Source organism: Rhizobium sp. 007 (genome assembly GCF_015353075.1).
Lineage (GTDB): Bacteria > Pseudomonadota > Alphaproteobacteria > Rhizobiales > Rhizobiaceae > Rhizobium.
Genome location: NZ_CP064188.1, coordinates 1,181,141 through 1,206,451, shown reverse-complemented (window position 1 = coordinate 1,206,451; position 25,311 = coordinate 1,181,141). Strand labels below are relative to the sequence as shown.

Genomic DNA, 25,311 nt, shown 5'->3' with positions numbered 1-25,311 from the left:
CGCGATGGGGAGTGCTTTCTTCGACGAGGGAAAAGCCCATGCAGCCGGAGCGCCAGCAACTGGCTTGCCGGGCCGCTCGACCCGGCCCTTAGGTCTTCGTCATGCCGTTTCGCTTCAAACCGCTGCCGCTCTCTTGTGGATCCCGCAAGCCAGTCTGCTCGCTTATGCCGTCGGCGGCATTGCAGATGGCGATGGTCTTCGTGATGTCCTTTGGCCTGCCTTTTTTGTGTTGGTACTCGGTATTGCAAAGGCGCTGCTTGACGCGGTTGGCGGCCAGATTGCCCTCGACAGCGCGCGGACCGAACTGAGTTTGAGGAGACAGGTTGCCGTTGCAGCACTTGCCCGGCGATCGCCGATCGACGGCACGCGCCCTGCTTCCGGGCAGGTTGCGAGCATTCTCGGCGAGCAGGCGGAGCTTGTCGTTCCCTACCTCGCGCGCTTTTTTCCCGCTCGCTTCAAAGCGAGCGTCACCCCTTTCGTCATCCTTGCTTGCGTGCTAGCGACCTCCTGGGTTGCCGCGCTCGTGCTCTTCATTGCAATGCCGCTTATTCCGCTTTTCATGGCACTCATCGGCTGGCGCGCACAGGCCGCGAGCGAAAAGCAGCTCGCTGCAACAGGCAGGCTCAATGCATTCCTTCTCGACCGGCTCCGTGGACTGGCCACGATCCGCTCGTTTGATGCAGTCGGGCCGACTGCCACGCGGCTGCGGGCAGATGCTGAAGACCTCAAGACACGCACCATGGCGGTGCTTAAAATCGCCTTTCTCTCCTCGGCCGTGCTGGAGCTCTTTGCTGCGCTCGGCGTTGCAATGGTCGCGGTCTATGTGGGCTTCAGCCTCCTTGGCGAAATCCACTTCGGGACATGGTCGGGCAAGCTCAGCCTGGCCGAAGGCCTTTTCATACTCCTTCTCGCACCCGCGTTTTTCGAACCCTTGCGCGAACTTTCTTCCGTTTGGCACGATCGTGCCGCCGGAGAAGCGGCGATAAAGGCGCTCGACAGCCTCGGCGAGTGCGGCATTGAGATCGTAGATACGGAGAGCACCGGCCCGGCGCCGCGCGTTGACCGGCTCGACATTGAATTCAACGATGTCAGCTTCCGTTACGATTGCTTGCGGCCTTCCGCGCTTTCCGGCTTCAACTGTCTTATCACGGACGGTGAGCATGTCGCGCTTTCAGGTGCGAGCGGCGCGGGAAAATCCACGCTGCTTGCGCTGATCGCTGGTCTGGCACCACCTCAGACGGGTCAAGTCCTGATTGATGGCCGGTCCGTCGATGCGGGCGTGCGCAGCACCATGGCCTGGATCGGCCAGACGCCGCATATATTTGCCGGAAGCTTGGCGGGCAACGTCTTGCTGAACAGACATTGCGGCGTTCTGCAGGAGGCTTTGGCGCTTGCCAGACTGGACGGCGTTGCGGCCGCCTACGGCAAGCGGCCACTCGGCGAAGGCGGTGCCGGTCTTTCCGGCGGCGAAGCGTTGCGACTTGCGATCGCACGGGCGGCCGCCAATCCTTTCATTCGCATCATCCTGGCGGACGAACCGACGGCGCATCTCGACGCAGTGACTGCTGCGGAGATCACGGAAAGCCTGATTGCCCTTGCCAGCGAGAGGACGCTTATCGTTGCCACGCATGATACGCGTCTTGCTGCGCGCATGGACCGCAGGATCGTCATCGATGCACCGTTCTTACAAGAGGCTGCTGAGTAATGAGAAATCTGATCCGGATCCTTGCGCCGATCCTCAAGCTTTTCTTTTCTGAAAGGCCGCTTCGTCTGTTGGCCGGTGCCTTGCTTTCTGCCGTCACGGTCATTGCGGGCCTTGCCCTGCTCGGCTTGTCGGGCTGGTTCATCACTGCCGCGTCGATCGCCGGCCTCTCTGCGGCAGCCGTCGCCTTCGACGTCTTTGCGCCGGCAGCCGCAATCCGCTTGCTTGCAATCAGCCGTACGGCCGCGCGCTACGGCGAGCGGATGACGACGCATGATGCGACGCTGGGCATATTGGCGGCGCTTCGTGAGACGCTTTTTCGCGGCTGGGCGGCACCTGATGCCGCACGCAATCTTCTCCGCCGGCCCTCCAAAGCGCTATTTCGCCTGACGGCTGATATCGATGCGCTGGATTCGCTCTACCTTAGAATTCTCGTCCCGATGGGTGCCGCGATCGGTGCCGCGGTTGTCGCTGTCGTCACGCTGGGCATCATGCACCCCGCCTTCGGGGTCTTGGCCGGCGCGGTTTTGCTAGGCTCCGGCATCTGCGTTCCGATCGCCGCAGGCGGCCTTGCCAGAAAGCCTGCCCGGCGCCGCGCTTACGGCATCGAGGCGCTTCGCTCGCGCGCCATCGACCTGACAGCCGGCCAGACAGACCTCATGATGGCATCGCGCATGGAAGCGCAATGCGCGTCCGTTCTCGCAGCCGATCGCTATACCGCCAGGGCCGATCGTCATCTAAATCGGATCGAAACGGGCGTCACCTTAACCTTCGGCCTCGTCACCGCGCTCTTGCTCGCCGGCTCGCTTCTTGCGGTAGCGGCGCTTACCGAAGTAAAGGCTGTCACTGTACCGGTTGCCGCATTGGGGCTGCTGATCGCCTTTGCAGCCGTCGAACCCTTCACGGCCCTGCGGCGCGGGGCCCTGGAATTCGGCCGTGTCCTAGTCGCAGCCAAGCGGATCGGTCCGCGCCTGACTGACGAGACGTTGCGACAAAAAAGAAGTGCCCCTGAAGCCGGTATCGCTCTTGGTCTGCAGGAGGTAAGCGTTAGACATGACGGCTCCGCCGGAGATGCGCTCCATGCAATCAGCCTGGAATTGAGGTTGGGTGAAGCATTGGCCGTCATCGGCCCGAGCGGTGCCGGAAAATCGACACTGCTGTCGCTGCTCGCAGATGAAGTGGAGCCGCGCCTTGGGACTGCTGCATGCGTCGATGCGACGCTTCTTACGCAACGGACCGAACTCTTTCAGGATACGCTCGAAGGCAATCTGCGGCTCGCCAAGCCTGAGGCGAGCGACGCGGAATTGCGCGAAGCGCTTCTCGCCGCGGGGCTGCTTTCGGATGTCGAGGCTTTGCCGAAAGGGCTCGGCACACCTCTTGGTGAAGGCGGTTTCGGTCTTTCGGGCGGCCAGTCCCGTCGTCTGGCGCTTGCACGCCTGTTCCTTCGCGACACGCCGCTTTGGCTGCTCGATGAGGCGACGGAAGGTTTCGACAGCGCAACGGCAAGCGACGTCATGTCCCGCCTCAAGGAACGGGCGTGTGGCCGTTCCCTCGTCATTGCATGCCATGCCCGCCGGGAGGCTGCGATCGCCGATCAGATCGCAGTCATCGAGGGCGGTCGTATTGTAGAAGTATCGCGCCGTGGAGAGGCGGCGTTCGAAAGAGCGCTCGAGCGGCTAAGGCCGGATTGAGTGCTGCGCTAACCGCGGACGCCGGCGGCGCCCGTTCGACATCCTGTGGGACCGTGGGAAGAAAAAACAATGGAATTAGATATCGTCGCGCTATCGCGCTTCCAGTTCGCCCTGACGGCGCTTTATCACTTCCTGTTCGTGCCGCTGACGCTCGGTCTGTCGGTGCTGCTCGCGATCATGGAAACGACCTATGTGATGACCGGCAGGCAGATCTGGCGGCAGATGACAAAATTTTGGGGCACGCTCTTCGGCATCAACTTCGTACTGGGCGTTGCGACCGGCATCGTCATGGAGTTCCAGTTCGGTATGAACTGGAGCTACTACAGCTATTATGTCGGCGACATCTTCGGTGCGCCGCTGGCGATCGAAGGGCTGATGGCCTTCTTTCTGGAAGCGACGTTCGTCGGCCTCTTCTTCTTCGGCTGGGACAAGCTGTCCAAAGTGGGGCATCTGGTTGCTACCTGGGCCGTGGCGCTCGGCTCCAACTTCTCGGCGCTCTGGATCCTGATCGCCAATGGCTGGATGCAGAACCCGGTCGGCTCGGCGCTCAACCCGCAGACCATGCGCATGGAGATTACGAGCTTCTTCGAGGTGGTCTTCAATCCCGTCGCGCAGGCGAAGTTCGTGCATACGGTTTCTGCCGGCTACGTCTGTGCCTCGATCTTCGTGCTCGGTGTCTCGGCTTGGTACCTGCTGAAAGGCCGCCATATCGAGCTTGCCAAGCGCTCGATGACGGTTGCCGCCTCCTTCGGACTTGCCTCGGCTCTCTCGGTGGTCGTACTCGGCGACGAGAGCGGCTATCTGGCAACGGAAAACCAAAAGATGAAGCTCGCCGCAATCGAGGCTATGTGGGAGACGGAACCGGCGCCTGCAGCCTTCACGGCCTTCGGCTTTCCAGACCAGCAATCGCGTGAGACGCATTTCGCCGTCCATATCCCATGGGTCATGGGGCTGATCGGGACACGCTCGCTGACCACCGAAATTCCAGGGATCGACAAGCTTGAACAGCAGGCCGAAACCCGTATCCGCGAAGGCATCAAAGCCTACGATGCGCTGATGCAAATCCGCGCGGCTTCAACACCGGCCGGCATTGCGCAGGAGGTTCGCAGCTCCTTCGACGACCTAGGCCACCAGCTCGGCTATGCGCTTCTATTGAAGCGCTATGTCGATGATCCACGCCAGGCAACAGATGAACAGATTGCCCGGGCTGCACGCGACACGATCCCGCATGTACCGACCCTTTTCTGGTCGTTCCGCATCATGGTCGGGCTCGGCATGTTCTTCATCCTGCTGACGGCGGTCTTCTTCTGGCTGTCGGCCCGCCGCCACCTCGACAAATATCCGCTGCTCCTGAAGGTCGCCGTTTTCGCCATACCACTTCCTTGGATTGCCATCGAGGCGGGCTGGATCGTCGCCGAGATCGGCCGCCAGCCCTGGGTCATCGAAGGGGTGCTGCCGACGGCGATGGCAGTTTCCAGCCTGGGGGCAAGCACGGTGCTCCTCACCATCATCGGCTTTGCCGCACTTTATACGACGCTCATCGTCGTCGAAATGAGCCTGATGATCAAAGCGATCCGGCAAGGGCCCGATCCGGATGACGAGCCGGACGCCGCACTTATTTCCGAAACCCTCGTACCAGCAGCGGAGTGATCGCCATGATCCTTCATGAACTCATCGACTACGAAACCCTACGCGTCATCTGGTGGCTGCTGCTCGGCGTATTGCTGATCGGCTTTGCGGCAACCGACGGCTTCGATCTGGGTGTCGGCACGCTGTTGCCCTTCGTCGCGAAGACCGACACGGAACGCCGTATCGCAATCAACACGATCGGCCCGGTCTGGGAAGGCAATCAGGTCTGGCTGATCCTTGCGGGCGGCTCCATCTTCGCCGCGTGGCCGCCGCTCTATGCCGTTTCCTTCTCGGGCTTTTATCTCGCCATGTTTGCGATCCTCCTTGCGCTCATCTTGCGCCCGGTCGGCTTCAAGTACCGTTCGAAGCGTGATAGTGCGCGCTGGCGCAACAACTGGGACTGGGCGCTGTTCATCGGCGGCTTCGTACCGTCGCTGATCTTCGGCGTTGCCGTCGGCAATGTACTGCAGGGAGTGCCTTTCCGTTTTGCCGACGACATGCGCATTTTTTACGAAGGCTCATTCTTCGGCCTTCTCAATCCATATGCGCTGCTTTGCGGCCTGCTCTCGGTTGCCATGCTCGTGCTGCACGGCGCATCCTGGCTGGTGCTGAAGGCGAGCGGTCCCGTTGCCGAGCGCGCCAGAAACTATGGAAGTATCGCTGCCCTTTGCGTTATCGTACTCTTTGCCCTCGGCGGCCTTTTCCTGGCGCTCGGCATCGATGGCTATCGCATCACCAGCACCATCAGCCCGGCCGGTCCGTCAAATCCGCTCTTGAAAACGGCGCAGCATGATGGTTCGTGGCTTGCGAACTACAGCACCTATCCGTGGCTGCTGATTGCTCCGGTACTCGGCTTGCTGGGTGCGGCACTTTCGTTTGCGGCAATGCGGGCGAGGCGCGAGGTCTCGACCCTGCTCTTCAGCAAGCTCTCGATCTTCGGCATCATCGCAACGGTCGGCGTCTCGATGTTTCCCTTCATTCTGCCCTCCTCGCTCGATCCGCGATCAAGCCTGACGGTCTGGGATGCTTCCTCGAGCCATATGACGCTTTTCATCATGCTCGTCGTTTCGCTGATCTTTCTGCCGATTGTCGCCGCTTACACTGCCTGGGTCTACAAAGTGCTGTGGGGCAAAGTCGACGAAAAGTCGGTTACCGACAAAAGCGGACACGCCTACTGAGGGAGACAAGATGATGTGGTACTTCGCATGGATGCTCGGGCTGCCGCTGGCGGCCGCCTTCGCCGTCCTTAACGCCATGTGGTACGAGCTCGTCGACGACGAAGCCAAGAAAAAGAAACAATGACAAACAAAAAGGTCAGGCCCAAAATCCCGACCCTGAATGCAGCCTGCCACACCGCCGCCCCGTCCCCATAGCGACTTTGGTCAATCTGGCACAAGGATTGCGTCTTAATACCCATCGGAAGAATGGCGCGTGGGCAGGAGAAGATATGACGGTGTCAGTCACGGATATGATTGGTGCGACATGGCGTCTCGAAGATGCAATCCGGGAGGTCATCGCCGATCCGCAGAGTTTTACCAATGAAACCAAACCTATGAAGGAAAAGGCTAAGGTTCTACCCCATCTTCTGGTGCAGAAATATCCACATCTCTCGGATATCGAAAACGAACTACGCGGCGTCTTCGAAACCTGCCGCCTGGCGATTGACCACAAATCGATCAGTCCGGTCGTTGTAAAGGCAGCGATTGCCATTGCCGACGAATACCGGGAGATCATCATCAAGCTGAAGCACTGAATTTGCTGGTACGCGCGCCCCTAAAAACTTGGGGACAGAGCGCTTCCCCGCTTCGCATTTTCTTGACCTTGCGTCATTCATGGTTGACGTGGCGTTCCGGGGACACTAGCACGCTTCTCGAAGGCATTCTGGGGACGTTTCCATGGAAATCTTTACTGCTGCGGGCCTGACTGCACTCCTGCAGGTCATCGCGATCGATCTTGTTCTTGCCGGCGACAACGCCGTCGTCATTGGTCTTGCTGCAGCCGGGCTTCCGGTCGTACAGCGCAAGAAGGCCATTCTGGTCGGCATTCTTGCCGCCACCGTTCTGCGCATTCTTTTTGCATCCGTGACAGTTCAGCTCTTGAGCATCGTCGGCTTGCTGCTTGCCGGTGGTCTGCTCCTGCTCTGGGTCTGCTGGAAGATGTGGCGCGAGCTTCGCTCCCAGCACGCAAACGGCGGGGAGATTGGTCTGGAAGGCGAAGCGTCCACCGGACCTAAGAAGACCTTCATGCAAGCTGCAACCCAGATCGTCGTCGCCGACGTGTCGATGTCGCTCGACAACGTGCTGGCCGTTGCCGGTGCCGCACGCGACCACCCGACCGTGCTTATCCTGGGCCTTGCGCTTTCGATCGCTATGATGGGTGTCGCGGCGAACATCATCGCCCGCCTGCTCAACCGCCATCGCTGGATCGCCTATGTCGGCCTGCTGATCATCCTTTATGTCTCCCTCGACATGATTCATCGCGGCGTCCTGGAAGTGTGGCCACATCTCTAGCCTAAAGAGCGGACGCAATTGCCCTTTTAAGCGGATCGGCGAGAGCCGCTCCGCTTTTACTTATTCACAAACAGTGATGCTCATAGGTAGCGACTGCGGCACGCCGTTCGCTTGACGCCTAACCTGTCGCAGCCACCTTCTGTGCAAGATGACCGCCAGGTCGTCCCCGTTTTGGATGCGGCCGAGCCGATAACGACCTTCGCGATCGCGAAGCGCGGACAAGTGACGATGTACGCGATACCGAGAGAAGAGCTCGTCCCGGCGCAGGCTATGGTGGCTGCACCTTGCCGAGCATCGGGCCGAGGGCCTTTCACAAACCACATTCTACAATGACAGTGCGGGTGCGGCGAACCGCACGGCCGGCCCTCCACCGCACTCCCCGAGCTGGGCGATTGCGCCGGAACCGCTCATCGTCGCGTCAGGCCCCTAATACGTCGATCGCCAGGAGCACGACAATCTGGGGCTGGGCCTGGTCTTTCCGCGGCATCACTGAGGTCGAGGTCAGCGTCGATGGTGGGGCGAGCTATGAGCGCGCCGCCCTGGATGAGCGGCGAGACTGGGCCTGGCAGTGCTACTCGCAGTCTTGGACGCCGGCCAAATCTGTGCGCGCCATAGACGCGACTGGTGCCGGGCAGCCGCAGGATGGCGCGCGCAACGCAGTAGGATGATCGAGACGACGCGATGCTCGCATCGCGTAATTCGACGTTGCCGAAATCAACGGGCGAGCCACCTGGCGATTGCCAGCTTTTCTTCCTTATGTCGGTTTGCCTTCAAACACCGCGCGCTCGCCGACAAGGCCCTCGCCAACAACATCGAAGAACGCGCGCACGCGAGCAGTCCCTTTCAGGTCGGCATGGGTCACGATCCAGAGCTCGCCTGCTAATTCCGGGATAGGATCAGCAAGTGCGCGCACCAGCGCGTGATGACCGTCGCCGAGATAGCAGGGAAGCAGTGCAACGCCTATCCCGGCTTTGGCAGCGACCAACTGATTGACCAGACTGCTCGTTCGGTAGACGAAGGCGATGCCCGGCGCGTAACTGGCGAGCCAGTCAGCGGCCGCGATCCCGGCGATATGTTCTTCCCATCCGATCAGCGGACGCCCGACCACATCCTCACCGCGTGTTAACGGTCCGCCGATAGCGTCGAGAACCGCTGGCGATGCGTAGAGCGTCCAGCCGACGTCCGCGAGTTTACGCCCCCAAAGATCACCCTCCCTCGGGCGGACCGGACGGAGCGCGATATCAGCCTCGCGGCGAGACAGGCTCAGCACGCGATTATCGATCAAGAGCTCGACGACAATGCCGGGATAGGCTCAGATCATGATGGCCGCGCCCCTCACGGGCGCCGGTCACCGGTCGACGCCTTGAAAGCGTGACTGAAATGCGATTGCGAAAGGCCGGTGAGATTTGCGAGTTCTTCCAGCCTGATATTGCGAAGGCAATTCTGTTCAATAAACTCAATCACGCGTCGAAGCTGCCAGCTTGCAAGCTTGCTTCGCTTGCGTGCAGGCGCTTTCGTGAGCTTCATCACGTCGATAATCAGCGACAAGCAGAGGCCATCGCCATAAAGATCATGCAGGGGCTCTGGATTGATGCATTCTGCGGCGATTAGGTTTGCCAGCGTCAAAACGCGCTCGTCGTAAAAGAGCAGCCGCGCGTCACCCAGCCGCTTCGGATCGATATCCTCCATCAGCCGACGGCCGACGATGTCTGCGTCGAAATGGATATCCAGATGACGGACGAACTGGACATCAATGAGATCGGCCCAAAGTTCCATGCCGGCCGGAACATAGGAGATCGGCCGCCGCACCGTATCCTGCACCAACCCGCTGCTTTTGGCGCCAGCTTGATCATCGAATTGCCGGGACCGCGCAAGTCGAGAAGAATGAACAGCCGTGGATCGCTGGCAACATAATTGCCGCCCGCATAAGGCGCGCACTCGACATCCCACACGTCTGCGACGATGCCGTTCCAGTTCCGGCGGTTCATCCCGCCGACAACGGAAAAGCCTTCAATCTTGTTTTGCATCCGCGGCTGAAACGTCATATCGGATCCCGCCCGACTGGGTCATGATAAACCTTCTTGCAATAATCAAGTTTTCCTATCGAAAACACCGCCGATGGGCAATAGAAAACCGGGCGCAAAAGCGCTGCGCGATAAGCTTCATGTCGGCCGTGTCAAAGCCCGTAAAATCGCTCACCGTTTGATGCCCAGATCTTTTGCTGGTCGGCGGCGGGCAGGCTCTTCATGGCGTGGTCGAGCGTCTCGATCCAGCGGCTGTAATCCGCGACGAGATTGACGACAGGCCAGTCGCTGCCGAAGACGAGGCGATCGGGTCCGAAAATGTCGAACACCGTCTCGAGATAAGGTTGAAGCCGCTCCGGCGTCCAATTCGGCCCGTCCTCGGTCACGATGCCGGAGATCTTGCAATGTACATGGTCGAGATCACGGAAGCGTTCCATGTCGCGCCGCCAGGGTTCAAAGTTGCCGCTTCCGATTTCGGGCTTGGCCATGTGATCGACGATCACCGGCAGATCGGGATAGCGCTCGATGAACCTCACCGTGTTGAGGATATGCCGCGGCTTGATCAATGCGTCAAATCGCAGTCCATGGTCGAGCATGGCGCGGAAAGCCGGATCGAGTTCTTTCTTTAGGATCCAATCCTCTTCAGGCAGATCCTGAAGATAGGGACGGATGCTCTTCAGCTTCGCAAAGCGTGCCCAGTTCCCAAGGTCGTCGGCGGCCGTCGGCGCGAGAAGATCAAGCCAGGCAACAACGCCCTTGATGAAATCCCGCCCGTCGGCAAGGCCGAGAAGATAGCCGGTTTCATGAACGGAAGACGCAGCCGAAACGACAACGACGCCCTCGACATTGTTCTTCTCCATCAGCGGAACGGCATCGCGCGGCCCATAGTCACGATAGAGCACCTTGTCATCCGGCGACATCCAGAGCGAATAGTAAGGCTCCATCGCCAGCGTCCAGAAATGCATATGGCAATCTACGCGCCGCATCGCTTTCCTCCCTCAAATGTCTCTCGGCGCGACAAAGAAGCTCAGAAAACCGGCCGGATCGCAAGTGCATTCAGGTTCGAAATGCGATTGAAATTCCTCTAGCATCAGATACTTTCCAAGGTCATTTAGATCCCGATCGTTCTGGTCCTGTATCCGCCCATGAGCTTTGAATCCGTCCGCGCATTTTTCAGCGCACATGCACCTGAGATCGAAATCATCGAAACCGCCGAAAGCTCGTCGACGGTGGCGCTTGCGGCAGAAGCGCACGGAGTCGAGCCGGGGCAGATCGCCAAAACGATCTGCCTCAGGGTCGGCGATGAGACGATGCTCGTTGTCGCAAGCGGCACGGCTCGCCTCGACAACCGGAAATTCAAGGATGCATTCGGCGGCAAGGGCCGCATGCTGGGACCGGAAGAAGTCCTGGAAGTCACCAGCCATCCGGTGGGCGGTGTCTGCCCCTTTGGATTGCCCGCCCCAATTCCAGTCTATTGCGATGTTTCATTGAAGCGTTTCGACGAAGTCGTGCCGGCCGCCGGTTCCACGCATTCGGCGGTCCGTATCGCGACGGAACGGCTGGCCGAACTCACCAGAGCCAAATGGGTCGATGTCTGTCAATAAGTCGAGTCGGCGAACTTCAAATTGTCAAGAGAACACCTATATTAGCTCGCAAACATGCCATGGTTGTTGCATGACAGGAGATATGATGCAGAGTGCCGTTTCGCGTTTTGCCAAGATTGCGGCGATAGCCGTTCTGACGAGCGCTACCGTTTTTGCTGCCTATAGCGATGCCGAGGCGCGCCGCGCCGGAGGTTTTGGCGGGTTCGGCAGCCGCGGAACGCGCACCTTCCAGGCGCCCCCGGTCACACGCACGGCGCCTGCTCCGGCCGCGCCGATGGAACGTTCGATGACGCCGCGCCCACAGACCCCCGCTGCCGCCCAACAGCCTGCTAACGCGCAGCGTTCCGGCGGTCTCTTCGGGGGGTTTGGTCGTTCGATGATAGGCGGCCTGATAGCCGGCGGCCTGCTCGGCATGCTCCTCGGCCACGGTTTCGGTGGCGGCTTCGGGTTCCTCGGCATGCTGCTGCAGATTGCCCTGATCTTCGGCGCAGTCATGCTTGCCATGCGCTTCTTTGCCAATCGACGCCAGCCGTCCTACGGTGCGGCAGGCGGCCGGAGTGCCTCGTCCTACAGCAATATGTCGTCTAACAGCAATTCGTCGTTTAACATTCCGGCGATGGGCTCAGGTGCTGCAGGCTATCAACAGCAGCAACAGCGCAACGACAGACCAAGCGACGAAATCGGCTTGGCGCAGGCCGATCTGGATCAGTTCGAGGAGCTGCTGACCAAGGTGCAGACCGCCTACGGCGCCGAGGACTATAATACGTTGCGCAAGCTGACAACGCCCGAAGCCATGTCCTATCTTGCCGAAGAACTCGGCGAAAATGCCACCAACGGCGTGCGCAACCGCGTCTCGGACGTCAAGCTGCTGCAGGGTGACATTGCCGAAGCCTGGCGCGAGGACGGTCAGGATTATGCAACGCTTGCAATGCGCTATTCGTCGATCGACGCAATGGTCGATCGTGACAGCGGCCGCGTCGTTTCCGGTGACGATCGCCACCCCGGCGAAAGCACCGAAATCTGGACCTTTGTACGCAGGACCGGCAGCGACTGGAAGCTAGCCGCCATTCAGAGCACAGAGCAGCGCGCTGCCTGAAATATCAGCCCTTGAAGGTGTAGTCGGTGATCGACTGCGCCTTCATTTCAACTGAAAAACCAGGCTTTGACGGCGGCATATAGGCCGCGTCCTTGATCACGCACGGGTCGAGGAAGTGTTCGTGCAAATGATCGACATACTCGATCACGCGGCCGTCCTTGCTACCGGACACGGCAACGTAGTCGATCATTGACAGATGTTGCACATATTCGCAAAGGCCGACGCCGCCCGCATGCGGCCAGACCGGCAGACGGTATTTTGCGGCGATCAGCAGCACGGCCAGCACCTCGTTCAGGCCGCCCATGCGGCAGGAATCGATCTGCACGATGTCGATCGCGCCTTCGGCGATGAATTGCTTGAACATGATCCGGTTTTGGCACATCTCGCCGGTTGCGACCTTGACCGGTCGGATGGCCTCACGAATTTTCCGGTGTCCGGCCACGTCATCGGGACTTGTCGGCTCCTCGATGAAATAGGGCTCGGCGAAGGCTAGTTCCTTCACCCAGTCGATTGCCTGCTTAACCTCCCAGACCTGATTGGCATCGATCATCAGGTATCGATCCGGGCCAATCACCTCGCGGGCGATACGCAGACGGCGGATATCATCCTGGAGATCGCGGCCGACCTTCATCTTTACATGGTTGAAACCTGCGTCGATCGCTTCCTGACAGAGACGGCGCAGCTTTGCATCATCATATCCGAGCCAGCCGGCAGAGGTCGTGTAGCAGGCGTAACCTTCTTTCTCGAGCGTTGCGATCCGCTCGGCCTTCCCCGCCCCGGCATGTTTCAGGATCGTGACCGCCTCGTCGCGCGTCAGCACGTCGGTGAGGTAGCGGTAGTCGACGATGTCTGCGATTTCCTCCGCCGCCATCTCCGCGACCAGCCGCCACACAGGCTTTTCCGCCTGCTTCGCGAGAAGATCCCAGACAGCGTTGACCACGGCCCCCGTCGCCAAATGGATGGCGCCCTTCTCCGGACCAATCCAGCGAAGCTGGCTGTCGCCTGTCAGATGCCGCCAGAATCCACCTGGATTGGCGAGAACCTGGCTAAGATCTGCGCCGACAACCAAATGCTCCATCGCCTTTATTGCCAGGCAGCAGATGTCGTTGCCGCGGCCGATCGTGAACGTGAGCCCGTGGCCCGAAAGCCCCGGCTCGTCCGTATCCAGAATAACGTAGGCCGCCGAATAGTCCGGGTCCGGATTCATCGCATCGGAGCCGTCGAGGCTTTGCGAAGTGGGAAAGCGAAGATCAAAGACACGAAGGCCGGTAATGCCTGTCATGGGTTCCTCCCGAACTGGCCGGGCGGTCAGATCGTCCAGCCGCCGTCGATCGCGTAGGCCTGTCCACTGGTATAGGTAGCACCGGCAAGATAGACGGCAAGGTCGGCAATCTCTTCCGGCGTGCCGAGACGGCCCATCGGCTGGCGAGAAATAAAGGCAGCGCGGGCTGCATCATAGTCGCCCTGCGCGCGCATGCGATCCTGCAGCGACGGGCTTTCGACCGTGCCGGGGCAAATGGCATTGCAGCGGACGCCCTCGGCGACGTAATCGGCGGCAACGGATTTCGTAAGGCCAATCACCGCCGCTTTTGTGACGCCATAGGCAAAGCGGTTCGGCACACCCTTGATGCTGGAGGCAACCGAAGCCATGTTGATGATCGACCCGTCCTTCCGCTCCAGCATGCCGGGAAGCACGGCGCGGATCGTGCGGATCATCGCCTTGACATTGAGGTCGAAAGCAAATTCCAGGTCGGCATCCTGCATTTCCAAAATGGATCCGGCGTGCACGAAGCCGGCGCAGTTGAAGAGCACGTCGACCGCGCCGATTTCAGCGACCAATGCCTTCACCGCCCCTTCGTCGAGCACGTTCAGCTTGTGCGTCGACACCCCGGTGTCGGCGGCAAGCGTTGCCAGCGCATTCGCATTGATATCCGTCGCGTGAACCTTTGCCCCGGCCTGCTGAAAGGCGATTGCGCTGGCACGGCCGATGCCTTGCGCTGCCGCTGTGATCAGAACGGTCTTGCCGGAAAGAGTGATCGTCATGTCTTGGCCTTCTCAGGGTTTTCAATACGTGGGGGTAGAGCTCGGTTTCATCGGTGCCGAACCTGAACGGCGGCTCTTATGGTGTCAATCGAATAGTGAATCTGTCTCTCGCTCGACGTCGATGGGAGACTATATCGAGGACGAGGCCGTCAATTCTTGATTCTCGATTGGGGGACAGTTCCGCCATTACCCCGCGCGTCAGGACACTCACACATTAGCGTTGCGAGGTTGGCGACGAGGTTTGTTCGGATCGCTTTTTCCAAAACGAAACGTCATCTGGAGGAAGGCATATGCTCATTGGACACCAGGGCAAGCGTCCTAAGATCGACCCAGCCGCGTGGGTCGCGCCTGATGCAATTTGCGGTGACGTCACCATTGGCCCGGGCGCACGCATATTGCATGGCGCGCGCATCATCGGAGAAGGAGGTGGCGCCATCCGCATCGGCCGCTGCTGCATCGTCATGGAGAACGCCGTTGTGCGCGGCAGCCCCCGACACTCCTGCTTGATCGGTGACTATTGCCTGATCGGTCCGAACGCGCATGTGACCGGCGCAGAGCTCGAGAACGAGGTATTCGTCGCGACCGGGGCTGCGATCTTCCATGGCGCCCGGGTCGGCCACGGCAGCGAGGTACGCGTCCACGCTACGGTGCATTTGCGCACCCGGCTCGATCCTGGGACCACGGTGCCGATCGGATGGGTGGCCGTCGGGGACCCTGCCGGCATCCTGCCGCCCGATCGGCACGATGACATCTGGGCCGTGCAGGAGTCGCTGAATTTCCCCGACTGGGTCTACGGCTTCGATCGCGCCACACCCGATCTTATGCGGTATGTCACCGAACGGCTATCGGACACGCTGGGGGCGCATGAAAGCGACACAGTGCTTGGTTCATAGTGACGGCACGCCAATATATGCTTTGGCAGCGATCCCAAAGCCGCGTTCAGCAAGGTCGAGCCGAGTTGACAGACTGGCGGCACTGCTTCGACAGTCACGCTAGCATGTGCGCTTCGATGTTGGCAGCGACAAAAGCATCGGGCACAAAATCGGACGATTCGCGTCGATTGACCGCCGCGCGAACACATTCGGAACATTTGATATTCCAAAGTGTTTCCACGACAGCGAACTAAGGAGGGTTCATGCTCTCCATTCAAGAAAATGTCGTCAATTGCACGAAGCGCATCGGCGCATGTGCCGTCGGACTTCTGTGCGGATTGGCGGTTGCCCAACCGCTCGCCAGTCAGTCGGATCGCTGCCAGGCGCCAGATCAGCAGCAGAACCGGGCGCGCGCCCTTGAGAACGGCAATTCAGGACTTACGGATTGGTCGGATACCTCGAAATTGTCTGATTGCAACGGCGTGCTAAAGCCGCCGTCCATCGGCGACGGAGACCTTGTCAAGCCTGCGCCGCCTATTGGCAATACGCCCGTAATCCCGCCGGATTTTCCGAAGCAGTAGGCAGAATTGTGCCCGGATGTACGTGACAACCCGTGGCGACGACAACGACAACGCTGCCGTGGTCGTGTGGATTGTGCTGAAGGCGAGAAGATATCCGTCATCTCTACGCAGACGGAAGCCTTTTCCAACAGCATTACCTTCTCCTGGCGGGAACAGTAGACGACGAGCCAGCAGCTAAGAAGGTTGCGCGATCCGCACAGTGTCTTGATGCTTTTGGGCTGGCATCAGTATTTCGGCGGCACGTAGAGCTCCGGCGGGAGGACCTTGCGTTCGTAGTCGGGGTTAAACACGCGCTCTGGGAGCGTGATGTTCTCATGCGGCACGTCTTCGTAAGGAATCTGCTTAAGCAGGTGGTCGATGCAGTTGAGGCGGGCCCGCTTCTTGTCGTTGCCCTCGACGATGTACCAGGGCGCCTCAGCGATATTCGTGCGGGCGAAGGTCTCTTCCTTTGCCTTGGTATAGGCTTCCCAGCGCACGCGCGATTGCAAGTCCATCGGCGACAGCTTCCACTGCTTCAGAGGATCGTGGATGCGCATCAAAAAACGCATCTGCTGTTCCTCGTCAGTGATCGAGAACCAGTATTTGACCAGCCGGATGCCGGAGCGCACCAGCATGCGCTCGAACTCGGGCACATCGTTGAAGAATTGTTCCACCTGGTCTTCGGTCGCAAACCCCATGACGCGCTCAACGCCGGACCGATTATACCAGGACCGATCGAAGAGCACGATCTCGCCACCGGCCGGCAGATGTGGCACGTAACGCTGGAAATACCATTGGGTTTTCTCTCGGTCCGAAGGAGCCGGCAGCGCCACCACTCTCACCACGCGAGGGTTGAGCCGCTGCGTGATGCGCTTGATCACGCCGCCCTTGCCGGCCGAGTCGCGTCCCTCGAAGATCACGACGACCTTCTCCCTGTGATAGGAGACCCAGTCCTGCAATTTGATCAGCTCGGCCTGCAGCGCCAGAAGAGCGCGGAAGTAATCGACACGCGGCATCGGGGGCGGATGCGACGTGCGATAGATCTTACGGATTTCTTCTGACAGCGCCGGTTCGGAGAGCTCGAGTTCGTAGTCCTCGTCGAGCGTATCGGCCAATTCGGCTTCCAGCCAGTCTGGTTTATCGAGATCATCCTTTGACGTATTCATATCTCTCTCCGATGTGCCCCGCATCATGCCACGCATCGCAATTTATTTCATGCCAGCATGACGGGATTTTGAAGCCATAGTAGCGCCATCCCCTCCTGCAGCATGACGGAGCGATTACACCAGGTAATATTGTTGCGGGAGAGCTCGTACTCTTCGAAGGCCCATGCGCTTGATGAGCTCGATATAGCGGTAATGCAGGCGTGCGTGAAAAACGCATCAGCATAGCGCGCTGCGCCTTAAAGACGACGATCCTCGCGCCATTCTGTGGGTTTGCCCTCACCGCAAATAGGCCGCAAATATCACCGACGGCCACGAGGCGGATGCGGAAGTCGGTCGCGAAAGTCAGTGGGTTGAGTGACAAGACCGGCGACTTCCTTGTCGCCCACGGATTCGCGATAAGATCTCTGCCGAATTCCTAAATTTGACGCACGATGCTTCGGCGTTCATTCTCCGTCCATGATCAGCGGAGTACTTCTGGATCTCGCTGGCGTTATCTATGACGGCGAGGAAGTCATACCGGGCGCTACCGATGCTGTTGCGCGCTTGCGCGAAGCCGGCCTACTCATCCGGTTCGTGAGCAATACGACACGCTCGAACAAGCAGGCGCTCTTGCAGCGACTTGCAGGACTTGGACTTTACGCCACAAGCGATGAGCTCTTTACTCCGGCGCAAGCCGCGCGGGAGTGGCTCGATAAGCACGATCGATCGCCATACCTGTTGGTTCATCCCGATCTCGCGCTGGATTTCCACGACCTGGCAGGAGGGCCACAGAAGGCTCTTGTTGTCGGCGACGCCGGCGAGGCTTTCGATTACCAGACCCTGAATGCCGCATTTCGCGAGCTGGTCACAGGCGCGGAATTCCTAGGGCTCGCGCCAAACCGGACGTTCCAGGATGTTGACGGCAAACTCAGTCTCGACGCGGGCGCGTTCATCGCGGCGCTGGAGTTCGCAAGTCAGAGGCGTGCCACTATCCTGGGAAAGCCGTCACCCGAATTCTTCCTGTCCGCGCTCGCCAGCATGAATTGTCCGAAAGCAAAGGCCGTCATGGTGGGCGACGACGCGGAAACGGACGTCGCGGGTGCCTTGCAGGCCGGACTTTCCAAAGCAGTGCTCGTCCGCACAGGCAAGTATCGTCGCGGGGACGACACACGATTTAAGCCTTCGCCAACTGCAACGGTCGACGATATCTCTGCTGCGGCAGACTGGATCCTCGCGGCACGCAACATTTAATGGCGGCCGTGGCGATACATCGCGGCGGCAGCCGCTTAGCGACGTCAGCTGAAGCTTCTGGTATAGGCATGGCGAGTACCGCCTTTGCGTGGTTTCATTGACGACTTCTTGCAGCCGAGTTCTGCGTGGCGCCCATGGTTAGTCTTCGCGCTTCTCTGACATTCTAAATTTTCTGGCAATGACGGTCGCGTGCTGCGAACGCACATGTCTTTTGCTGTCGAATAGAGGCCAGCCTGATGAGTTCATCGCCGTATGGCCCCGACCCTCGCAAGCACTTCGCCGGGAATCCCATACCGTGTGACGAGGTCCCAGTTGTTGCGGAGTCCGCAGATCTCCCGCTGAATGAACAATGCCCAGACAGCCTCCGCGGCGTCATTCAGGAGGCCTTCTCGATCAGCTGTGCGATTATCGCTCTTTGTCGAGGCGGCAAGTTTTGCAAGTGCCGCCTCGACTTTACGGCCTTGGCGACCAAGTGCATCGGCCCGCTCCGAGGCAAGTTCGTATTCCAAAGGGCTCAAAGGGCTGAATGCGGAATTCGGCCGATCCGAGAACGATCGTGGTGGTCTGAAGCTCACAAGGCGCCTTTCCATGTTAGGATGGGCAAGCTTTGCCGTCAGCTTGCATGTGAGGTGTCGACGGCCCTGATATCCTCCTGATCAAGCGAAGCAACACGACGTTGGCCAATCGCCGACTGCCACCAGCCTGACTTCGTCGGCTTCGAGCGGCGGCAGCGTTATGATACTCGGAAGCGCAAAGAGGAACAGTTATGCCCCACGGAAGTTTGGTACTTTATGAGGCGAGATCAAGAGGAGGAGACCGTGTGGACAATCTCGATTGGCGCTATTTTCATCATATGCGGCATACTCCTCCTGTGTCGGGAGGCTCTTGGCCGACGGCCTCTCAGCGACCCTCACCAATCATCCCTTAGCGGGCGGACACTGGAACCTAGAAGCCAAGGGGTTCGATTTCTAGGATTGACGAGGAACTGGCTGGGTGTGGGCATGATCGCGGCCGGAGCAGCGTTCTTATTGCTGGTCGCATTCACGTAGTGCGTTTTGTCGATCGGCATGGTGAACAGCCACGTAGCAAAGCCGATTTGCGGCGCGCGCCGGCAAAGGCGGTGGTGGTCGTGACGCCTGCGACACGGCAAAAGGCCAAAAGATTGACCGGCAGCCCCAGAGGTTGCCCTTCCGCAATGTCTTTTCGTCGGGGGCATATCGCGAGAAGTCGCAGAAATTCAGATAGAGCGCTGCCGTGCGAGTAGGCGCGCCAAAGGCCAAGGCCCTTTCAGTCGATGTCCTTCAATGCGTCGAGAGGGCCGGCCAGCGCCGTGCGGGGTTTGATGAGTTCCGGCCGGATCATGTGAACGGTTGGCGCAGGACGCGGCTCTTCCATGACCTCGAACGCCTTTGCCAGCATGCTCTCGATATCCTGCCTTATCATGATCACGGGAAAGGGCAGGAAAGAGGCGAAGGGATCGTAGTCGTAGCAGCCGACCACCATGTCGGAGAAGGTCTCGTGCGGATGACCAGCCATGAAACGGAGGAAACCTTCGAAGTTGATGGACGAATTAACGAAGAGAGCGCGCGGCAGCCGGCCTTCCCGTTCGTAGAACGCTTCGAAGGCAAGGCGCGTGTTGTTTGGCGAATAGCCCGTCGTTTGAATGCAAATGTCGGGGTCGCCTGCGAGCAGGTCGCGTTTGACGGCGCGAAAGCCGCGGATGCGCTCGTGGCTCGCATGGTCGTTGCGGCCGCCGAAGAGGTAGAGCTCTTCGGGTGCAAGGGGCTTATCGGCCGGAAATTGGCGGATGATCGCTTCTGTCAGCATCCGCGCGCCCTCGTAGTTATCGCTGATGACGGAGGGAACCTTGCTGCCTGGAAGATCGATGTTGATGTGCTTCAGCCCTGCTTTTTCGCAGACCTCGTGTACGCCGTCTGGATCGGTCGCGCCGCAGATGAAGAGCTCATCGATCGAATAGGAAATGAGCGTCGCTGCCGTTTCGCGCTCTTCCTGGGGATCGCGGCTGGCGCTGACGACGATGGGGCACTGGCCCTTGCTGCGCACGTGCGCCTCAAAAGTCTGGGCCATAGAAGAGAAGTAGCGGTTGTCGTGGACCGGCAGCAGCAGACCCACCAGGCCGGACCGGGAACTGCGTAGTCCCTGGGCCTGGCGGTTTGCAGTATACTGGTACTTCTCTGCAAGCTCACGGATCAGTGCGGCGGTCGCTTCCTTGATGCGGCGCTTGCGCCAAGTGCCGTTCAGCACGGCGCTGACTGTCGAGGGCGAGCTGCCCGACAGCACCGACAGATCGTAGATCGTCGCCTTCTTCCTCATGGCGTTCTTCATTCAAAACCCTCGGATTTTCCTTAGTGCCGATTTCGAAGCGGCGAAAGGCGTTTCCGCTTGACGAAAGTATAACTCTGACCGATAGTCTTTGCACTATCGATTGTGCAAAGAGAAATATCGATTGTGCAACGTAGGGCCGCTTGAGGAGGCGGCTTCGAAGGGAGGCGGGAATTCACATTCTTCGCCAGCTACTTGCAACGGGAGGCCGGCGGTCTTCAGCAGGCCCTGTGCCCATCTCGAAACGATGGAGGAGGAACAAGATGAGGAAATTGCTTGTCGCCGCATTCGCGGCTTCGCTGTCGCTGGCGGCCGCTTTCGGCGCCCTGGCGCAGGAGGCCGGTAAGGTTGGTGTCGTCGTCAAGATCGGCGGCATCCCGTGGTTCAACGCGATGGAGGCCGGCATTAAAGAGAAGGGTGCCGCGCTCGGTATCGATGCCTTCATGATTGGCCCGACCAGCGCCGACCCGGCGCTGCAGGTGCGCGCCATCGAGGATCTCATCGCCCAGGGCGTCAAGGTGATCGGCGTCGTGCCCAACGATGCGAAAGTGCTGGAGCCGGTTCTCACCAAGGCCAAGGAAAACGGCATTATCGTCATCACGCATGAATCACCCGGTCAAAAGGGCGCGGATTGGAATTTCGAACTCGCCTCGGCAAACGGCTTCGGCGAAGCGCATGCCGAGCTTCTTGCAAAGAAGATGGGCGGCAAGGGGAAATATGCAGTCTTCGTCGGCTCGCTCACCGTGCCGCTGCACAATGCCTGGGCCGATGCGGCGATTGCCTATCTCAAAGAGAAATATCCGGAGATGGAAGTGGTCGGCGAGCGCTACGGCGTTGCTGAAGATGCCGACAAGAGCCGGTCGACCGCGCTCGACCTGATTTCGGCCAATCCCGACCTCAAGGGCTTCCTCGCCTTCGGCAGCCAGGGGCCGATCGGCGCCGGCCGTGCCGTGGAAGAGCGCCGCAAGGTTGGCGAGATCTTCGTACTCGGCCCCTTCTCACCAGGCCAGGGCCAGAAACTCATTAAATCCGACGCGATTTCCGGCGGATTCATGTGGAATCCGAAACAGGCCGGCGAAGTCTTCGTGACACTCGCCGACAAGCTCATGAAGGGCGAGGAGATCAAGGCGGGTGACGAGATCGAAGGCCTCGGGAAGATCAATCCGACCGGAAATGATATTATCGTCGACCAGCTCGTGACCATCAACAAGGATACGGTCGACGAACTCGCGGCCATGGGCCTCTAAACCTTTCGAAGGCACCTCCCAGACCGCCGGGCTGGCTGCGGCTGGCTCGGTGGACTGCGAGCATGGCCGGCGGACCACTACGGCAGGCGCGATATGGAATCTCCAACTGGCGCAGACGCCCAACGACCTCTGTTGTCGATGAAGAACATCAACATGACCTTCGGCGGTGTGCGCGCGCTCCGCGACGTCTCCTTCGAGGTGCGACCGGGCGAGGTGCATTGCCTCGCCGGCGAAAACGGTTCCGGCAAGAGTACCCTCATCAAGGTCATCACCGGGGTCTATCGCCCGCAGGCCGGTGCTGCAATCGAATATGACGGCCAGCCCTATACGCATATGTCGCCAGTCACGGCGCAAGCCTCCGGCATTCAGGTGATCTGGCAGGATCTCGCACTCTTCCCGGAAATGTCGGTGGCAGAAAACATCGCTTTCCAGACCGTGCTCGGCCATCGCCCGCGCCGGGTCAACCACAAGGCCATGCGCGAGACCGCCGAACGCGTGTTGGCGCGCCTCGGCGTTACCCTCGACGTCGATCTGCCGCTGCGCGAATACGCTGTCGCCCAGCGGCAGATCGTGGCGATCGCACGAGCCTTGGTCGGCGAGGCAAAGGTCGTCTTCATGGACGAGCCGACTGCTTCGCTGACGCAGTCAGAAACCGACCATCTGCTTGAGATCGTCCGTAATCTTTCCGCCTCGGGCGTCGCCGTCGTCTTCGTCAGCCACCGACTGGCCGAGGTGCTGGAAATATCGGACCGTATCACCGTGCTGCGCGACGGCAGGCTCGTCGGCGTCTATCCGGCCGAAGGCATGACGCAGTCGCGCATCACCGAACTCATGACCGGCAAGATTTTCGACCACGCCGTGCGCGCCCAATCGCATGATGGGGCTGCGCCTGTCATTGCGGTTGAGGGGCTGACACGGCGCGGTGAGTTTAGGAACATCTCCTTCTCCGTCCGCCGCGGCGAGACGCTCGGTATCACCGGCCTGCTGGGCGCCGGCCGCACGGAACTGGCACTGACGCTCTTCGGTATGCGCCGTCCCGATCGCGGCACAATCAGGCTTGATGGCGAGCCCGTGCGCTTTTCCTCCAATCGGGACGCGATCGCTGCCGGCATTGCCTATCTCTCCGAAGACCGACTGTCGCTTGGGCTCATCCAACCGCAGTCGATTGCCGACAACCTGGTGATTTCCTCCCTGCGCAAGATTCTGTCCCACGGGTTCATTTCGGAGCGTAAGAAGCACGGTCTTGCGGCACGCTGGATTGCCGATCTCGCAATAAGGATTGGGCTGCAGCAGGATGCCATCTCGACTCTCTCGGGCGGCAACCAGCAGCGTATTGCCATCGCAAAATGGTTGGCGACCGACCCTAAGCTGCTGATCCTCGACGCACCTACGGTCGGCGTCGACGTCGGTGCGCGCGCCGGTATCTTCGACATCGTGGCACGGCTTGCGCAAAGCGGGCTTTCCATCATCCTCATCTCCGACGAGGTGCCCGAGGTCTACTTCAACGCCGACCGGGTGCTGCACATGGCACAGGGGGAGATCGCCGGCGAATACGATCCGCGCGCGACAGCGCTTAGAGACATGGAGGCTGCCGTCTATGCGTAGGCTCTTCCGCACCCATGCGACGGAGATCTGCCTGCTTGCCGTCATTGTTCTGATCGGCGCCTTTCTTTCCTTCGCGACGCCGCGTTTCTTTACGCTCGGCAATGCCTTCGACCTTTTGAACATCAGTTCAGTCAACATCATCTTCGCAGTCGGTCTGCTCGTTGTATTGATCGCGGGCGGCATAGACATCTCGTTTGCGGTCGCCGCCTCGGTCGTGCAGTACGTGACCGCCCTTATCCTCGGCCAGGTCGGCGGCGGAGGCTGGGCAAGCGGGCTGCTGATCGCCGGCGGCATCGGCACGCTGCTCGGCGCCTTCAACGCTTTCCTGATCCACCGGTTCAAGATCATCTCGATCGTCGTTACGATCGCCACCTTCAATATTTACTTCGGACTTTTGATGTTCTTCACCCGCGGCGTATCGATCTACACGCTGCCCGACTGGTGGACGGAGCGGATCATCCTCTACGAACGGGAGATGGCTGACGGCAGCTGGGCCGAAATCCGCCTTCCGGTCCTTGTCATGGCAATCTGCGTTGCGGCGACCTGGTTCCTGATCCGCCACACGACGACCGGGCGCCAGCTTTATGCCTTCGGCGACAATCCCGAGGGCGCGCGCCGCTTCGGAATCTCGATCGGCGCCATGCAGTTCATCGCCTTCGGCTGGTTGGGGCTCATGGCCGGTATTGGCGGATTGATCCAGGCACACTATGCCCAGGAAGTCGTGCCAAATGCGCTCTACGGCCGCGAGCTGGATGTGCTTGCCGCCGCCGTGCTCGGCGGCGCCCGCCTCGGTGGCGGCAAGGGCTCGGTGCTCGGCTGCGTGCTCGGCGTGCTGCTGATCTCGATCACCCAGAACGGCCTCAACCTGATGGGCGTTTCACCCTTCGCGTTCAAGATGATTATTGGCGCCATCATTCTCGTCGCGATCACGCTCTCGAATTCCCGCATCGAGCAGCTGCTTCCTATCCTGAAGAACGAGCGGAGGCGCAGATGACGACGCTTGTCCGGCGGACTCGCCACCTCCTGGGATCGGAAATCGCGGGATCGGTCGTCGCCTTCGTGTTCGTGGTCGTGGTCTTCGGCCTCGCTTCGCCGCAGTTCCTGTCGCGGGCCACCTTCGGTTCCGTTGCCTTCCAGCTTCCGGAGCTCGGCCTTCTTACTCTTGCCATGCTGCTGCCGATCTTGACGGGAGGGCTCAACCTCGCGATCACCTTCACCGCCAACATCGCAGGCCTCACCGTGGCTTGGACGCTCCAGGCCAACGGCGGCGTCGACGCGGGACCGGGATCCTTCCTGCTCGGCGTGGCGCTTGCGCTTGCAGCAGGTGCGGCAAGCGGCGTCGTCATGGGTCTTGTCATTGCCTATACGAAGGCTCACCCGATCCTTGTCTCGCTGTCGATGATGATCTTCCTGCGCGGGCTCGGCGAGTTCTTGACCCGCGGCGGGGACGTGTCGGGCTTTCCCGCCTTCCTGCGGCCGTTCGGCCATGGCTCTGTGATGGGAATTCCCGTGCCGCTCCTCATCTTCATCCTGTGCGTCGCGCTCTGGCATGTGCTGCTATCGCGCACGAGGCTTGGCTTCAACACCTACATGATCGGCTCCAACATCGAGGCGGCGCGCTATTCCGGGGTCAACACACGCAGGGTCATCGTTCTCGTCTATACGCTGTCGGGCGCGATGTGTGCCGTCGCCGGCATCATCATGCTGGCACGCTTCAACTCGGTGCGCGTCGGCCACGGTGAGTCCTACCTGCTCATCACCGTTCTCGCCTGCTTCCTTGGCGGGGTAAATCCCTTCGGCGGCTTCGGCCGCGTGATCCCGGTCTTCGCGGCGCTTGTGGTACTTCAGCTGTTTTCGTCCGGGCTCAATCTTCTCGGCGCCAACCAGCATCTGGCGACGGCCGTGTGGGGTATCCTGCTCGTCGGCGTCATGATGCTGCGCTGGCTTGCCGGACACTTCAGAACCGTTCTGCGCAGAAAGGAATGAGAC

The 25,311-nt window shown here is 60.1% G+C and carries 25 protein-coding genes and 1 pseudogene; 18 read left to right on the top strand and 8 right to left on the bottom strand.

Annotated elements, in window-relative coordinates; all coding sequences use genetic code 11:
- Positions 1-4 precede the first annotated feature (4 nt).
- The 8 genes from cydD (at position 5) to ISN39_RS26815 (ending at position 8,200) form a co-directional block, all read left to right on the top strand.
- Positions 5-1,705, top strand: coding sequence for a thiol reductant ABC exporter subunit CydD (gene cydD / locus ISN39_RS26850; protein WP_194731145.1), 1,701 nt, complete (start codon positions 5-7; stop codon positions 1,703-1,705).
- On the top strand, positions 1,705-3,393 hold the full coding sequence (locus ISN39_RS26845) for an ATP-binding cassette domain-containing protein (protein ID WP_194731144.1): 1,689 nt from the start codon (positions 1,705-1,707) through the stop codon (positions 3,391-3,393). The genes cydD and ISN39_RS26845 overlap by 1 nt, the downstream gene beginning before the upstream one ends.
- Positions 3,394-3,462: 69 nt before the next feature.
- Positions 3,463-5,043, top strand: coding sequence for a cytochrome ubiquinol oxidase subunit I (locus tag ISN39_RS26840; protein ID WP_194731143.1), 1,581 nt, complete (start codon positions 3,463-3,465; stop codon positions 5,041-5,043).
- Between the two features lie 5 nt (positions 5,044-5,048).
- The gene (gene cydB / locus ISN39_RS26835; protein ID WP_194731142.1) at positions 5,049-6,200 is read left to right on the top strand and encodes a cytochrome d ubiquinol oxidase subunit II; all 1,152 of its coding nucleotides are present in this window, start codon (positions 5,049-5,051) and stop codon (positions 6,198-6,200) included.
- A 13-nt stretch (positions 6,201-6,213) separates the two neighbouring features.
- Positions 6,214-6,324 (top strand): cytochrome bd-I oxidase subunit CydX, encoded by a 111-nt coding sequence (gene cydX, locus ISN39_RS26830; protein ID WP_040115511.1) that lies wholly within the window; start codon positions 6,214-6,216, stop codon positions 6,322-6,324.
- Between the two features lie 145 nt (positions 6,325-6,469).
- A complete protein-coding gene (locus tag ISN39_RS26825; protein WP_194731141.1) occupies positions 6,470-6,775 on the top strand; it encodes a hypothetical protein in 306 nt (101 codons plus the stop codon).
- A 142-nt stretch (positions 6,776-6,917) separates the two neighbouring features.
- Positions 6,918-7,532 (top strand): TerC family protein, encoded by a 615-nt coding sequence (locus ISN39_RS26820; RefSeq protein ID WP_040115513.1) that lies wholly within the window; start codon positions 6,918-6,920, stop codon positions 7,530-7,532.
- Between the two features lie 392 nt (positions 7,533-7,924).
- Positions 7,925-8,200, top strand: a complete 276-nt coding sequence (locus tag ISN39_RS26815) for a hypothetical protein (protein WP_194731140.1) — start codon at positions 7,925-7,927, stop codon at positions 8,198-8,200.
- Between the two features lie 86 nt (positions 8,201-8,286).
- Here ISN39_RS26815 and ISN39_RS26810 read toward each other — a convergent pair whose 3' ends face one another.
- From ISN39_RS26810 to ISN39_RS26800, 3 genes and pseudogenes are all read right to left on the bottom strand, one after another.
- Positions 8,287-8,832, bottom strand: a complete 546-nt coding sequence (locus ISN39_RS26810) for a substrate-binding domain-containing protein (protein ID WP_194731935.1) — start codon at positions 8,830-8,832, stop codon at positions 8,287-8,289.
- 50 nt (positions 8,833-8,882) lie between these two features.
- Positions 8,883-9,577, bottom strand: a pseudogene (locus ISN39_RS26805) (AraC family transcriptional regulator); the annotation flags it as partial.
- Between the two features lie 131 nt (positions 9,578-9,708).
- Complete coding sequence (locus tag ISN39_RS26800; protein WP_194731139.1) at positions 9,709-10,542, bottom strand: amidohydrolase family protein; 834 nt, start codon at positions 10,540-10,542, stop codon at positions 9,709-9,711.
- A 159-nt stretch (positions 10,543-10,701) separates the two neighbouring features.
- On the opposite strand from ISN39_RS26800, the gene ISN39_RS26795 reads away from it, so the two are divergent.
- Positions 10,702-11,160: a YbaK/EbsC family protein gene (locus tag ISN39_RS26795; RefSeq protein WP_074071923.1), complete on the top strand. Its 459-nt coding sequence runs from the start codon at positions 10,702-10,704 to the stop codon at positions 11,158-11,160.
- 85 nt (positions 11,161-11,245) lie between these two features.
- Entirely contained in the window at positions 11,246-12,256 is a 1,011-nt protein-coding gene (locus ISN39_RS26790; protein WP_194731934.1) for a Tim44 domain-containing protein, read from the top strand.
- Between the two features lie 4 nt (positions 12,257-12,260).
- Here the strand turns inward: ISN39_RS26790 and ISN39_RS26785 are convergent, their stop codons facing one another.
- Positions 12,261-13,538, bottom strand: a complete 1,278-nt coding sequence (locus ISN39_RS26785) for an L-fuconate dehydratase (protein ID WP_194731138.1) — start codon at positions 13,536-13,538, stop codon at positions 12,261-12,263.
- A 26-nt stretch (positions 13,539-13,564) separates the two neighbouring features.
- Positions 13,565-14,299, bottom strand: a complete 735-nt coding sequence (locus ISN39_RS26780) for an SDR family oxidoreductase (RefSeq protein WP_194731137.1) — start codon at positions 14,297-14,299, stop codon at positions 13,565-13,567.
- Positions 14,300-14,589: 290 nt separating this feature from the next.
- Here ISN39_RS26780 and ISN39_RS26775 point away from each other — a divergent pair, with 290 nt between their 5' ends.
- Entirely contained in the window at positions 14,590-15,192 is a 603-nt protein-coding gene (locus ISN39_RS26775) for a gamma carbonic anhydrase family protein (protein WP_194731136.1), read from the top strand.
- Positions 15,193-15,434: 242 nt separating this feature from the next.
- The gene (locus ISN39_RS26770) at positions 15,435-15,752 is read left to right on the top strand and encodes a hypothetical protein (RefSeq protein WP_246763441.1); all 318 of its coding nucleotides are present in this window, start codon (positions 15,435-15,437) and stop codon (positions 15,750-15,752) included.
- Between the two features lie 224 nt (positions 15,753-15,976).
- Here the strand turns inward: ISN39_RS26770 and ppk2 are convergent, their stop codons facing one another.
- Positions 15,977-16,897, bottom strand: coding sequence for a polyphosphate kinase 2 (gene ppk2, locus ISN39_RS26765; RefSeq protein ID WP_194731135.1), 921 nt, complete (start codon positions 16,895-16,897; stop codon positions 15,977-15,979).
- Between the two features lie 456 nt (positions 16,898-17,353).
- On the opposite strand from ppk2, the gene ISN39_RS26760 reads away from it, so the two are divergent.
- Complete coding sequence (locus tag ISN39_RS26760; RefSeq protein ID WP_194731134.1) at positions 17,354-18,127, top strand: TIGR01458 family HAD-type hydrolase; 774 nt, start codon at positions 17,354-17,356, stop codon at positions 18,125-18,127.
- Positions 18,128-18,369: 242 nt separating this feature from the next.
- Here ISN39_RS26760 and ISN39_RS36805 read toward each other — a convergent pair whose 3' ends face one another.
- Complete coding sequence (locus ISN39_RS36805) at positions 18,370-18,702, bottom strand: DUF6665 family protein (protein ID WP_348651991.1); 333 nt, start codon at positions 18,700-18,702, stop codon at positions 18,370-18,372.
- A gap of 243 nt (positions 18,703-18,945) precedes the next feature.
- On the opposite strand from ISN39_RS36805, the gene ISN39_RS36800 reads away from it, so the two are divergent.
- The gene (locus ISN39_RS36800; protein WP_074073078.1) at positions 18,946-19,176 is read left to right on the top strand and encodes a hypothetical protein; all 231 of its coding nucleotides are present in this window, start codon (positions 18,946-18,948) and stop codon (positions 19,174-19,176) included.
- Positions 19,177-19,414: 238 nt separating this feature from the next.
- Here ISN39_RS36800 and ISN39_RS26755 read toward each other — a convergent pair whose 3' ends face one another.
- Positions 19,415-20,473 (bottom strand): LacI family DNA-binding transcriptional regulator, encoded by a 1,059-nt coding sequence (locus ISN39_RS26755; RefSeq protein ID WP_040115523.1) that lies wholly within the window; start codon positions 20,471-20,473, stop codon positions 19,415-19,417.
- 260 nt (positions 20,474-20,733) lie between these two features.
- On the opposite strand from ISN39_RS26755, the gene ISN39_RS26750 reads away from it, so the two are divergent.
- The 4 genes from ISN39_RS26750 (at position 20,734) to ISN39_RS26735 (ending at position 25,308) form a co-directional block, all read left to right on the top strand.
- Positions 20,734-21,717 carry an autoinducer 2 ABC transporter substrate-binding protein gene (locus ISN39_RS26750; protein WP_194731133.1) on the top strand — a complete coding sequence of 328 codons (984 nt, stop codon included), beginning with the start codon at positions 20,734-20,736 and terminating at the stop codon, positions 21,715-21,717.
- 93 nt (positions 21,718-21,810) lie between these two features.
- Positions 21,811-23,322, top strand: coding sequence for a sugar ABC transporter ATP-binding protein (locus ISN39_RS26745; RefSeq protein ID WP_194731132.1), 1,512 nt, complete (start codon positions 21,811-21,813; stop codon positions 23,320-23,322).
- Entirely contained in the window at positions 23,315-24,316 is a 1,002-nt protein-coding gene (locus ISN39_RS26740; protein ID WP_194731131.1) for an ABC transporter permease, read from the top strand. The genes ISN39_RS26745 and ISN39_RS26740 overlap by 8 nt, the downstream gene beginning before the upstream one ends.
- Positions 24,313-25,308 (top strand): ABC transporter permease, encoded by a 996-nt coding sequence (locus ISN39_RS26735; protein ID WP_194731130.1) that lies wholly within the window; start codon positions 24,313-24,315, stop codon positions 25,306-25,308. Before ISN39_RS26740 ends, ISN39_RS26735 begins: the two co-directional genes overlap by 4 nt.
- Positions 25,309-25,311 lie beyond the last annotated feature (3 nt).

Bases quoted from the DNA above. Each gene is read 5' to 3' on its own strand.
- cydD (WP_194731145.1), top strand. From the start codon at position 5: ATGGGGAGTGCTTTCTTCGACGAGGGAAAAGCCCATGCAGCCGGAGCG.
- ISN39_RS26845 (WP_194731144.1), top strand. From the start codon at position 1,705: ATGAGAAATCTGATCCGGATCCTTGCGCCGATCCTCAAGCTTTTCTTT.
- ISN39_RS26840 (WP_194731143.1), top strand. From the start codon at position 3,463: ATGGAATTAGATATCGTCGCGCTATCGCGCTTCCAGTTCGCCCTGACG.
- cydB (WP_194731142.1), top strand. From the start codon at position 5,049: ATGATCCTTCATGAACTCATCGACTACGAAACCCTACGCGTCATCTGG.
- cydX (WP_040115511.1), top strand. From the start codon at position 6,214: ATGTGGTACTTCGCATGGATGCTCGGGCTGCCGCTGGCGGCCGCCTTC.
- ISN39_RS26825 (WP_194731141.1), top strand. From the start codon at position 6,470: ATGACGGTGTCAGTCACGGATATGATTGGTGCGACATGGCGTCTCGAA.
- ISN39_RS26820 (WP_040115513.1), top strand. From the start codon at position 6,918: ATGGAAATCTTTACTGCTGCGGGCCTGACTGCACTCCTGCAGGTCATC.
- ISN39_RS26800 (WP_194731139.1), bottom strand. From the start codon at position 10,542: ATGCGGCGCGTAGATTGCCATATGCATTTCTGGACGCTGGCGATGGAG.
- ISN39_RS26795 (WP_074071923.1), top strand. From the start codon at position 10,702: ATGAGCTTTGAATCCGTCCGCGCATTTTTCAGCGCACATGCACCTGAG.
- ISN39_RS26790 (WP_194731934.1), top strand. From the start codon at position 11,246: ATGCAGAGTGCCGTTTCGCGTTTTGCCAAGATTGCGGCGATAGCCGTT.
- ISN39_RS26785 (WP_194731138.1), bottom strand. From the start codon at position 13,538: ATGACAGGCATTACCGGCCTTCGTGTCTTTGATCTTCGCTTTCCCACT.
- ISN39_RS26780 (WP_194731137.1), bottom strand. From the start codon at position 14,299: ATGACGATCACTCTTTCCGGCAAGACCGTTCTGATCACAGCGGCAGCG.
- ISN39_RS26775 (WP_194731136.1), top strand. From the start codon at position 14,590: ATGCTCATTGGACACCAGGGCAAGCGTCCTAAGATCGACCCAGCCGCG.
- ISN39_RS26770 (WP_246763441.1), top strand. From the start codon at position 15,435: ATGCTCTCCATTCAAGAAAATGTCGTCAATTGCACGAAGCGCATCGGC.
- ppk2 (WP_194731135.1), bottom strand. From the start codon at position 16,897: ATGAATACGTCAAAGGATGATCTCGATAAACCAGACTGGCTGGAAGCC.
- ISN39_RS26760 (WP_194731134.1), top strand. From the start codon at position 17,354: ATGATCAGCGGAGTACTTCTGGATCTCGCTGGCGTTATCTATGACGGC.
- ISN39_RS26755 (WP_040115523.1), bottom strand. From the start codon at position 20,473: ATGAAGAACGCCATGAGGAAGAAGGCGACGATCTACGATCTGTCGGTG.
- ISN39_RS26750 (WP_194731133.1), top strand. From the start codon at position 20,734: ATGAGGAAATTGCTTGTCGCCGCATTCGCGGCTTCGCTGTCGCTGGCG.
- ISN39_RS26745 (WP_194731132.1), top strand. From the start codon at position 21,811: ATGGAATCTCCAACTGGCGCAGACGCCCAACGACCTCTGTTGTCGATG.
- ISN39_RS26740 (WP_194731131.1), top strand. From the start codon at position 23,315: ATGCGTAGGCTCTTCCGCACCCATGCGACGGAGATCTGCCTGCTTGCC.
- ISN39_RS26735 (WP_194731130.1), top strand. From the start codon at position 24,313: ATGACGACGCTTGTCCGGCGGACTCGCCACCTCCTGGGATCGGAAATC.